Consider the following 9,999-nt stretch of genomic DNA (forward strand, 5'->3'; position numbering starts at 1 on the left):
GATCAGACGATCGCTCGGGCGACGTAGACCGTACGCGGTGGCGAATACTCCACGACGACGACCATCGATCCGACCGGGATCTCCTCGTCCGGGACACTGGGATGGGCGTAGAACGCCTCGGTGCCCCCGCGGATCGGCACCATCACCTCACCCACAAGGCCTGGGCCGATCTTTCCCGTGACCCTGCCCTGCCTGCCGATCACCGTGTCACCCCGTCGTCACGTCCCGTCACCCGTAGTCCACCGCGAATGCGCACGTTACCCCGGATTTCCGCGTTACGACAGCACTCGAAGGAAAGCCCTCCGCGGTCCGCCGCGTCGCGCCCGGATACGCCGCACCCGATTCGTCTTCGCCCAGATAACGGGCGACTTCTCATAATGGTTCCATATCAGTTCTTAAACGATTTTCCGATGATTCTGCCTCAGGAGTCGGCTGCGGACGGCCCGAGACCGGTGGCGGTGAGGCTCGCCCGCCAGAGGACTTCGGCGAGCGCGGGGTCGGACATCCGGCTCGGCACACCGGCGGGGAGGTCACGGGCGAAGTATCGGCCGGGGTGCGCGACGCCGTCCTCATGAGTGGCCAGATGAACGATCCTGGCGGCCCCGGTCGCCACCGGTTCGGACATGCCGGGCACCCGGGTGACCAACCGCATGTAGCGGGTGTCGGCGGCGAACCCGGTCTTCAGCACGCCGGGATGCAGGCAGGTCGCGGCCAGGCCCCGCTCGGCCAGTGACACGGTGAACAGCGCGTTGGCCTGCTTCGAATCGCCGTACTGCCGCCACCCGCTCCAGCGGCGCCGTTCCCGCGACAGGTCCGCCGGATCGAGGCGGCCGGCTCTGGCGGCCCGAGACGAGGTGGTCACGACCCGGGCGCCGCACGCCCTCAGCCGGTCGATCAGCAGGTTGGTCAGCAGGAACGGCGCGAGGTGGTTGACCTGCATAATCAACTCGTTGTCGTCCTCGGTGATCTGACGCTCGCCGACCATCATGCCCGCGTTGTTGATCAGAACATCGATTCGCTGACACCGGTCGAGCAACTCACGGGCCAGCCGCCGCACCTGATCCAGGGAGGCGAAGTCTGCGACCAGGACGTCCGCCGGCGTTCCAGCGATCGAGCCGGCACGTTCCGCGACCCCCGCCAGCCTGGCCGGATCACGACCGACGAGCACAAGCCGATGCCCCCGCTTCGCGAGATCAAGGGCGGCGACTGCCCCGATTCCGGAACTTGCCCCAGTGATCACTGTATTCATCAGATCCTCCCAATGCGCCAGAACTGTATAGGTGCTAGCCTGCTGTGCGATCTTCCGGAGGTGCATTTTCCGCAAATGCGCACGAGCCTCCAGCAATGCAGGAGTGGCCATGGGTTCGAGAAACCGGTCGATTCGGTTCAAGATCTTTTTACTGCTGCTCCTACCCCTGCTCATGCTGAGTGCCATGTGGGGGTTTGTCCTAAAATTGACGGTTGGTGATGGTTTAGCCCTGTATCGGGCAAAGACCCTGTACGACACCATCGGTGTCACCTCTACCGACCTCGGGCTGCAGCTGCAGGCCGAGCGTGCGATCACCGCCAAGTTGCTCAGCTCCGGCCATACCAACTCGGCCGAGCTCAGCACGCAGCAGAAGAAGACCACGGAGTCGCTCGACAAGTTCATGGGGATGGCCCGCGACGAGGGCACCCGCGACTCGCTCAGCGGCGAGCTCCAGACGAACATCGACACCGTGCTCGGCTCGTTCGAACGCCTGTCCTTCGTCCGCGAGGCGGTCGCGACGGGCAGGTTCAACCGGCTGCAGGCCATCGACGGCTACAACGGGCTGATGGACCAGCTCTTCGGCCTGTACGAGCGGCTCGTCTCCGTCCCGGACCTGACCATCTTCCAGCAGGCGGGCGCACTGCAGGGGATGGGCAACGCGTACGAGATGATCGCGCGTGAGGACGCCCTGATCCGCGGCGCCCTCATCAGCCGCCGGCTGACGCAGGAGGAGCAGAACACGTTCAGCGAGTGGGTCTCCACCCGCCGCTTCCTCTATCGCAAGAACCGGTCGGTCCTGAGCGGCGAGATGCGGGCGCCGTACGAGAGAGTGCTGGGCTCCCCGATGTTCGCCCGCTTCTCCGACCTCGAGAACCTCGTCGTCAACCAGGTGCACTCGGGCGGTCCACTCCCTGCCGAGGCGGGGAGGTGGGAGGCCACGGTCCAGAGCATCACTTCCGAGCTCGACACCGCCCGTGCCCGGGCCACCGATGCCCTGAACGCGGAGTCCGCCTCCACCGCGACCGGCATCCTGGCCCGCATCGTGATCGCCGGGGGGCTCGGCCTCGTGGCGATCGCCTTCACGATCATCTTCTCGGTCCGGTTCGGCCGGCGCCTCGCCCACGATCTCGCGGACCTGCGGGACGTGGCGCTCGACCTCGCCGACGTACGACTCCCGCGAGTCGTCGCGAAGCTCAGACAGGGTGAGGATGTCGACGTCGCGGCCGAGGCGCCGCCCATCCGCGCCGGCGGATCGCTGGAGGTCGAGGACGTCGCGCACGCGTTCACCTCTGTGCAGCGGACCGCCGTCGAGGCCGCCGTCGGCCAGGCCAACCTGCGCAAGGGCGTGAGCCAGGTCTTCCTCAACCTGGCCCGGCGTAACCAGGGCCTGTTGCACCGCCAGCTCACCCTGCTCGACACGATGCAGCGCCGTACCGACGACCCGGAGTCCCTGCGGGAGCTGTTCCGGCTGGACCACCTGACGACCCGCATGCGCCGCCACGCGGAGAGCCTGATCATCCTCTCGGGCTCCACTCCCGGCCGGTCCTGGCGCAAGCCGGTGCCGGTCATCGACGTCGTACGCGCCGCGATCTCCGAGGTAGAGGACTACACCCGCATCTCGATGACACCGATGCCGGAAGCGTCTCTCACCGGCGCGTCGGTGGCCGACATCGTGCACCTGATCGCGGAACTGATGGAGAACGCGGCGATTTTCTCGCCGCCGCAGACGAAGGTGCAGGTGCGCGGCGAGGTCGTCGCGAACGGGCTGGTGCTCGAGGTCGAGGACCGCGGCCTGGGGCTCGAGCCGGAGAAGTACGACGAGATCAACATGCGGCTCGCCGACCCGCCCGAGTTCGACCCGGCGGACAGCGACCGGCTCGGCCTGTTCGTCGTCAGCCAGCTCGCCGGCCGGTACGGAATCAACGTGTTCCTGCGCAGTTCGCCGTACGGCGGAACGACCGCGATCGTGCTCATCCCGCGCGCCCTGGTGGCCGACGACGGAGCTCCGCCCGCGATCACCGGATCGGCCGAGCAGGCCCCGTACGCGCAGGGCTCGTATGCGCAGGCCCCGTACGCACAGGTCCCGGCACCGCATGTGACGGCCCCTGCCCTCGCAGCCGGCTCGCATGCCAAGCCGGGTCCGGCCGCCATGCACCGGAGTGAATCGAACCGGGATGAATCCCACCAGGGTGAATCGGGGAATGAGCTCGCCGAAAGCGACGACCCGGACTCCTCGCCATTCTTCACCCCTGCCGCCCTGCGGACCGAGGCCGTGCCCTCGGCACTTCGGGTGGACCTCGCCGAGCCGGGCTCCCCCGGCCCATGCCTCGGCAGCTCAGGCCCCGGCAGCCCTTCGGAGAATGGTGCGAACGGCACCGAGGTTCACCGCGACCCGCGTACCGATCCAGGTCTGGCCGATTCAGGTCTGGCCGATTCAGTGCCGACCGATTCGAGGCCGACCGATTCGGGATTGCACGTTTCGGAACAGGCGGCGGTCAGGCACAATAAGCCGGAACAGAAGGGTTTGGATCAGGACAGTCTCCGCCAGGATGGCTTGACCGGGAACGGCTCCCGGCCGGTGAGAGGGTCCATTGCGAACGGCACGCATGCCGGATTGCCACGCCGGGTGCGCCAGGCCAGCATCGCGCCACAGCTCCGAGACCAGCCGCCGCTCTCGGCGCCGATCCCGGACACGGATTGCGACAGCCGGTCCCCGGAGGAGGCCAGGGCGATGCTCTCGGCGATCCAACGGGGCGCACAACGCGGCCGCGAGGAGTCGGAGCAGCCGGGCAGCGGCACTCCCGACGACCACGCACAGAACATGCACGGCGAGAAAGGTGACGAATGACCGGCAAAGCGACGTCGAACGGCGAACTCAACTGGCTGCTCGACGATCTCATCAGCAGGGTCGCCGCCGTACGACAGGCGGTGATCCTCTCCACCGACGGCCTCGTCGTTGGAGCCTCGCAGGGGCTGAGCCGAGAGGACGCGGAACACCTGTCCGCGGTCGCCGCCGGCTTCCAGAGCCTGGCACGCGGTGCGGGACGACACTTCGGCGGGGGCGAGGTGCGCCAGACGATCGTCGAGATGGAGACCGCGTTCCTGTTCGTGACGGCCGCCGGACAGGGCACATGCCTGGCCGTGCTCGCGGCCTCCGACGCGGACGTCGGCCACATCGCGTACGAGATGGCCATGCTCGTCAAGCGGGTCGGCCAGCACATCTCGACGAACCCCCGGCGGATCTCTCCATGAGATGGCAGGCCACATGACGGAACCCACGTGGATGGACGAAGAGGCCGGCCAGTTCGTCCGGCTGTACGCGTTGACAGGAGGCCGCACGCGGTCTTCCGGCGACGACTTCGATCTGATCGCCATGGTTACCGCCATCCCTGAGTCGGCGGGGGACGGCTCGGGCATCGGGCCCGAGCAGCGGCGCATCCTGGAGATCGCCCGCTTCAGCGCCTCGGTGGCGGACATCGCGTCCGAGGTGGGCCTGCCGCTCGGCGTGGTCCGCGTACTACTCGGGGATCTCCACGACCTGGGACTGATCGACGTACGGTCCCCGGTCAAGGTGGCGCCGCTGCCAAGCGAGCGCATTCTCAAGGAAGTGATCAATGGCCTTCGCGCCCTCTGAGGAGCCGGTCGCCCTCAAGATCCTGGTGGCCGGCGGTTTCGGTGTCGGAAAGACCACGCTGGTCGGGGCGATCAGTGAGATTCGTCCTTTGCGCACCGAGGAGGTGCTGTCCGATCGTGGCGTGGGCGTGGACGACACCGACGGTGTGGAGGGGAAGACCACCACGACCGTGGCGATGGACTTCGGCCGGATCACCATCAGGGAAGGCCTCGTGGTCTACCTGTTCGGCACACCGGGCCAGGAACGTTTCTGGTTCATGTGGGACGAACTTTCCTATGGTGCCCTGGGGGCGGTCGTGCTGGCCGACACCCGCCGCCTCACGGACTGCTTTCCGTCCATTGACTATTTCGAGCAACGCGGCACCCCCTTCATTGTCGCGGTGAACTGCTTCGATGGCGCTGAAACCCATGAGCCTGAGGACGTGCGAATCGCTCTCGACCTCGATCCGGACGTACCCGTGCTGCTCTGCGACGTACGACGGCGGGCCTCCGCCAAAGTCGTGCTCGTCACCCTCGTCGAGCACTCCCTCAAGATGCTGACCGCCGCGCAGCGCTAGACGCGCATTCATTGAGGATCGCTGATCCTCAATGATTCGCCCGTTGCCGGGCGAAGGTCCCCATCTGATCCGGGCGGTCGTGTGCCGCCCGGCGCGGGGTGGACGCTTCACGGCCCCCCTTCCCCGTCTCCGATCCAGTGGTGATCTCAAGCGGGCCGCGACGACGGGGGGTGACCGGCAGGACTGTCCGATCGGTCAGTTATCGTGGGGTGCATGGCACGTTCCGCTACCGCGATGCGCGAGGAGATCCTGGAGTCGGCGGCGCGGCTGTTCGCCACGCGCGGCTTCCGCGGCACGTCGCTGCAGGACATCGCCTCGGACGTGGGCTGCGCCAAGGCGTCCCTGCTGTACCACTTCGCGAACAAGGACGCGATCTTGGCCGAGCTGCTGATGCCGGCCGGACGGGAGCTGGCCGAGCTCGCTGAGCGCCTCGCGCCGCTGGACGACGACGAGGCCGCCCGCGCGGCGGTCGCCGGGCTCGTCGGGTTGTCGATGCGCTTCCGGCTGCAGGTCAAGATCCTCCTGCAGGACATCGACGCCATGCTCAACCGCCCGGAGTTGCCTGATGTGGACGCCGTCATCGAGCGGCTGATCGACTCGCTGGCCGCCCGTTCGGATGCTCCGCGGGCCCGGGTGCGGGCCTGGATGGCGATGACGGCGATCTTCCTGACGAGCGCCGCCGACCTTCCAGTGCCCGACGAGACGATATGCGCCGAGTTGAGCCGCGGTGCGCTGCGCACGCTCGACCTTCCGATCGACTGACCTCTCGAGAAAGAGACCTTCTTCCCCCATGGCAACCTTGCTGTACCGGCTGGGCCGGTTCTCCTTCCGCAGGCGGGGGCTTGTCGCCGCCGTGTGGCTGCTGTCGCTGGTGCTGTTGGGCGGGGCGGTCGCCGCCTTCAGCGGTACCACGACGGACAAATTCACCATGCCCGGCACCGAGTCGCAGCGGGCACTGGACGCGCTGGCCAAGGAATTTCCGCAGGCCGGCGGGGCCACCGGGACCATCGTCGTCGCCGCTCCGCAGGGGCAGAAGCTTGACCCCGCCGCCGTCGCGCCCGTGGTGAAGGAGGCCGCGGCCATCCCCGGCGTCGTCGCGGCCCTGGACCCGTTCCAGTCTCGCGCGGTCTCCCCGGACGGCCGTTACGCCCTGGTTCAGGTGCAGTTCGACCGGAGCGCTGAGGAGGTCACCGCCGCCCAGCGTGAGGCGTACCTGAAGGCCGGTTCATCGGCGACCGGGCTACAGGTCGAGCACGGCGGCGAGGTCATGAGAAGCGCGCCCGAAGTGGGCGGATCGGAAGGGCTCGGCGTCCTGATCGCCGCGGCGGTGCTGATCGTCACCTTCGGCTCGCTGGTGGCGGCCGGCATGACGCTGCTGAACGCGCTGATCGGCGTCGGCGTCGGCATGGCCGGTCTGTACGCGCTCAGCGGTGTCGTCGAGTTGACCTCCGTAACGCCGGTGCTCGCGCTGATGCTCGGCCTGGCCGTCGGCATCGACTACTCGCTGTTCATCACCTCCCGCTATCGCCAGTTCCTCGCTGAGGGCATGGAACCCGAAGATGCCGCCGGCCGGGCCACCGGCACCGCCGGAACGGCGGTCGTGTTCGCCGGAGCCACCGTGGTGATCGCGCTCGCCGGGCTGTCGGTCGTCGGCATCCCGTTCCTGAGCGTCATGGGCCTGGCCGCCGCGGGCACCGTGGCCGTCGCCGTCCTGGTCGCGCTCACCCTGCTGCCCGCCTTCCTGTCGTACGCCGGCGCCCGCGTGCTGCCGCGCGAACAGCGCACCGGCGGGAGCGCGGGCGCGGGCCGAGAGGGCTTCGGGTACGCCTGGGGGCGGATCGTCACCCGGCTGCGCGTGCCGATCCTGCTGGCGGGGATCGTCGCCCTGGGCGCGCTGACGCTCCCGGCCCAGGACCTGCGCCTCGCTCTGCCGGACGCCGGCGCCGCCGCCCCCGGCTCCGCCGAGCGCCGGGCGTACGACCTGACCAGCGAGGGGTTCGGCGAGGGCTTCAACGCCCGCCTGATCGCCGTGGTCTCCGCCGACGAGGCCCAGGCGACGACGGCGGCCGCCGGACAGGTCGCGAAGCTGATCCAGCAGACCGAGGGCGTACTGGCCGTGGCCCCGCCACAGACGAACGCGGCCGGCACCACCGCACTGTTGACCATCATTCCGAAGGCCGGGCCCACCGACGTGGCCACCGAGAACGCCGTCCACGCCATCCGCGCCCAGGTCGCCGGCATCGGGGGCGCGGAGATCGCGCTGACCGGTGCGACCGCCGTCGGCATCGACGTCTCCGACAAGCTGGCCGACGCCATGCCGGTGTACCTGCTGCTGGTGGTCGGCCTGTCGGTGCTGCTGCTGATGCTGGTCTTCCGCTCGATCCTGGTGCCGGTCAAGGCGGCCATGGGCTTCCTGCTCACCGTGGGCTCGACCTTCGGCATCACGGTGGCGATCTTCCAGCAGGGGCATCTGGCCGATCTGGTCGGTCTGGACGTACCGGGCCCGCTGGTCAGCTTCCTGCCGATCCTGCTGATCGGCATCCTGTTCGGACTGGCCATGGACTATGAGGTGTTCCTGGTCTCGCGGATGCGGGAGGATTTCGTTCACGGCGACACGGCCCGGCAGGCCACGATCAACGGCATGGGACACAACGCCAGGGTCGTCACCGCCGCCGCGTTGATCATGGCGTCCGTGTTCGGCGGGTTCGTGTTCATGGACGACCCGATCATCAAGTCCATGGGCTTCGCGCTGGCCATCGGCGTGCTCATCGACGCCTTCGTCGTCCGCATGACCCTCGTTCCGGCGGTGATGTCCATGCTCGACCGTGCCGCCTGGTGGCTGCCGCGTCCACTGGCCCGGGCGCTGCCCAACCTCGACGTCGAGGGCGAACGCCTGCGTCGGCGACTCTCCGACGAGCGCGTCCTCGAACGGGTGTAGAACTCAACGAGACGACTGTCCGGCTCGAGATGACGTCGGTGGCGAAGCCCCCGTTCGCATCGACCGGAGGCCGACCCCGAAGTCCCGAAAGCCACAACGAGGAGCGGCTGCGACCAACCCCCCTGTCGCAGCCGCTCTGTCGTGGCGTGTCGCCATCCCCGCCCCTGCCGTGCCCCAGGTTGCCCGGCGGGACGTGGTGACTGCCCAGGGCTGGTGGGCAGGACCTGGACACGAGCATCCGATGTCCGGATGGCTCTTCGCCACGAATTGGGGGGCGAGAGACGCGTACCGGGGTCTTCCGCGTCTCTCGCCGTTCTGGACGGGATGTGTTGTGGACTCCCGCCAAGATCATCGCAGTGCTGTCGCTCGGCGTTGTGGTGTGGTGTGCCCATCCACAGCGCCGAGCGACAGCGGGCTCAGCGGTTAGCGGTGGCCACCCCCGTGCATACCGCCCCTAGCGGCGACCGCGGTCACCGCCACGGTCACCGCCGCGGTAATCACCGCGGTAATCACCGCGGTCACCGCCACGGTCACCGCCGCGGTCACCATCGTTGCGGCCGTCGTGACCATGGCGGCCGTCACGGCCGTCCCTGCCGTCGTGACCGTTGCGGCCGTCGTGGCCGCGGACCGGACCGTGGCCCCAGTGGCCGCCCCAGCGGGTGCCGCCCCAGTTGTGGCCGGGGTTGTAGTAGCCGCGGCCGGGCAGGCCGTACCAGCGGCCGGCCAGGCCGGTGACGAAGGACTGCTCGCACCAGGAGCCGGGCAGCGGGGCCCACCTGCCGCCCGAGAGGTAGACCGGGGTGGTGAAGCCGGCCCCGCAGGACGGGGAGACGTACACCCCGCCGTTGACGACGTACTGGCAGCTGGGGAGCGTGTAGGTGGCCCCCTCCACGACGTACTCGTGGACGGTGGGGGCGAGGTCGTAGCCGGGCAGGCCGTACCAACGGCCGGGCATCCCGGCGATGGTCTCGGCGGTCCAGGTGCCCGGCAGGGCGATGACGCGACTCTCGACGACGTAGACCGGCCTGGTCATGCCGGCCCCACAGGTGGGGGCGACGTAGATCCCGCCGTTCATGACGGACTGGCAACTGGGCAGGACGTAGGTCCGTCCGCCGTGGACGTAGCGGTGAACGCGCGGGTCCGATCCGCGTTTGTGAGCGATGCTCGGGTGGCTGACGCCGGCGGGCGTGTGCGCCGCGCTGCTGATCTGCTGCGGTGCGACGCCGGCCGTCGCGGTTGCCGTCCCGGTGGCCAGTGCCGCGGGGGTGACCAGGGCAGCGGCTGCGAGGGCCCCTGTGAGGAGGGCTTTGTTCATCGTCAAGGGACGATTCCTTCCGTGAGGTGTGCTTGACATCGGGTCGACGCGCATCCCGGCGGCCGGCGTGCGGACCGGGCTGCCGGGATGCGCACGACCGGCAGTTGAGACGGTGCGGTTCGGTGATCGTCGGTCGAGAAGGACAAACGGGATCATCGATAACCTTTGTCAGCAGTTTTTGACGACATTGCGGGGTGGAACAGGTCGAGCATCGGCACGCCCGCCGCCGCCGCGATGGCCTCCGCGGTAAACAACCAGCCGGTGCGCAGAGCGTGATGGCCGCTGGCCCGGCGTCGATCTGACCGCT

The 9,999-nt window shown here is 68.7% G+C and carries 9 protein-coding genes; 6 read left to right on the plus strand and 3 right to left on the minus strand.

Features of this window, described 5'->3' with window-relative positions; all coding sequences use genetic code 11:
* Positions 1–2 precede the first annotated feature (2 nt).
* Positions 3–203: an NfeD C-terminal domain-containing protein gene (locus tag ACFHYQ_RS22935; protein ID WP_204018460.1), complete on the minus strand. Its 201-nt coding sequence runs from the start codon at positions 201–203 to the stop codon at positions 3–5.
* Between the two features lie 218 nt (positions 204–421).
* Complete coding sequence (locus tag ACFHYQ_RS22940; protein WP_394303191.1) at positions 422–1,249, minus strand: SDR family NAD(P)-dependent oxidoreductase; 828 nt, start codon at positions 1,247–1,249, stop codon at positions 422–424.
* A 205-nt stretch (positions 1,250–1,454) separates the two neighbouring features.
* Between ACFHYQ_RS22940 and ACFHYQ_RS22945 the strand changes: the two genes are divergently transcribed.
* From ACFHYQ_RS22945 to ACFHYQ_RS22970, 6 genes are all read left to right on the plus strand, one after another.
* Positions 1,455–4,097 (plus strand): sensor histidine kinase, encoded by a 2,643-nt coding sequence (locus ACFHYQ_RS22945; RefSeq protein ID WP_394303192.1) that lies wholly within the window; start codon positions 1,455–1,457, stop codon positions 4,095–4,097.
* Positions 4,094–4,501 carry a roadblock/LC7 domain-containing protein gene (locus ACFHYQ_RS22950; protein WP_204018457.1) on the plus strand — a complete coding sequence of 136 codons (408 nt, stop codon included), beginning with the start codon at positions 4,094–4,096 and terminating at the stop codon, positions 4,499–4,501. Before ACFHYQ_RS22945 ends, ACFHYQ_RS22950 begins: the two co-directional genes overlap by 4 nt.
* Before the next feature lie 13 nt (positions 4,502–4,514).
* Entirely contained in the window at positions 4,515–4,883 is a 369-nt protein-coding gene (locus ACFHYQ_RS22955; RefSeq protein ID WP_394303193.1) for a DUF742 domain-containing protein, read from the plus strand.
* Entirely contained in the window at positions 4,864–5,439 is a 576-nt protein-coding gene (locus tag ACFHYQ_RS22960) for a GTP-binding protein (RefSeq protein ID WP_394303194.1), read from the plus strand. The genes ACFHYQ_RS22955 and ACFHYQ_RS22960 overlap by 20 nt, the downstream gene beginning before the upstream one ends.
* A 213-nt stretch (positions 5,440–5,652) precedes the next feature.
* Positions 5,653–6,201, plus strand: coding sequence for a TetR/AcrR family transcriptional regulator (locus ACFHYQ_RS22965; protein WP_394303195.1), 549 nt, complete (start codon positions 5,653–5,655; stop codon positions 6,199–6,201).
* Positions 6,202–6,229: 28 nt separating this feature from the next.
* Positions 6,230–8,377: an MMPL family transporter gene (locus ACFHYQ_RS22970; protein WP_394303196.1), complete on the plus strand. Its 2,148-nt coding sequence runs from the start codon at positions 6,230–6,232 to the stop codon at positions 8,375–8,377.
* 454 nt (positions 8,378–8,831) lie between these two features.
* On the opposite strand, the gene ACFHYQ_RS22975 is transcribed toward ACFHYQ_RS22970, so the two are convergent.
* Positions 8,832–9,698 (minus strand): hypothetical protein, encoded by an 867-nt coding sequence (locus ACFHYQ_RS22975; RefSeq protein WP_394303197.1) that lies wholly within the window; start codon positions 9,696–9,698, stop codon positions 8,832–8,834.
* Positions 9,699–9,999 lie beyond the last annotated feature (301 nt).

This window comes from Sphaerimonospora cavernae, assembly GCF_042435035.1.
Taxonomy (GTDB): Bacteria; Actinomycetota; Actinomycetes; order Streptosporangiales; family Streptosporangiaceae; genus Sphaerimonospora; species Sphaerimonospora cavernae.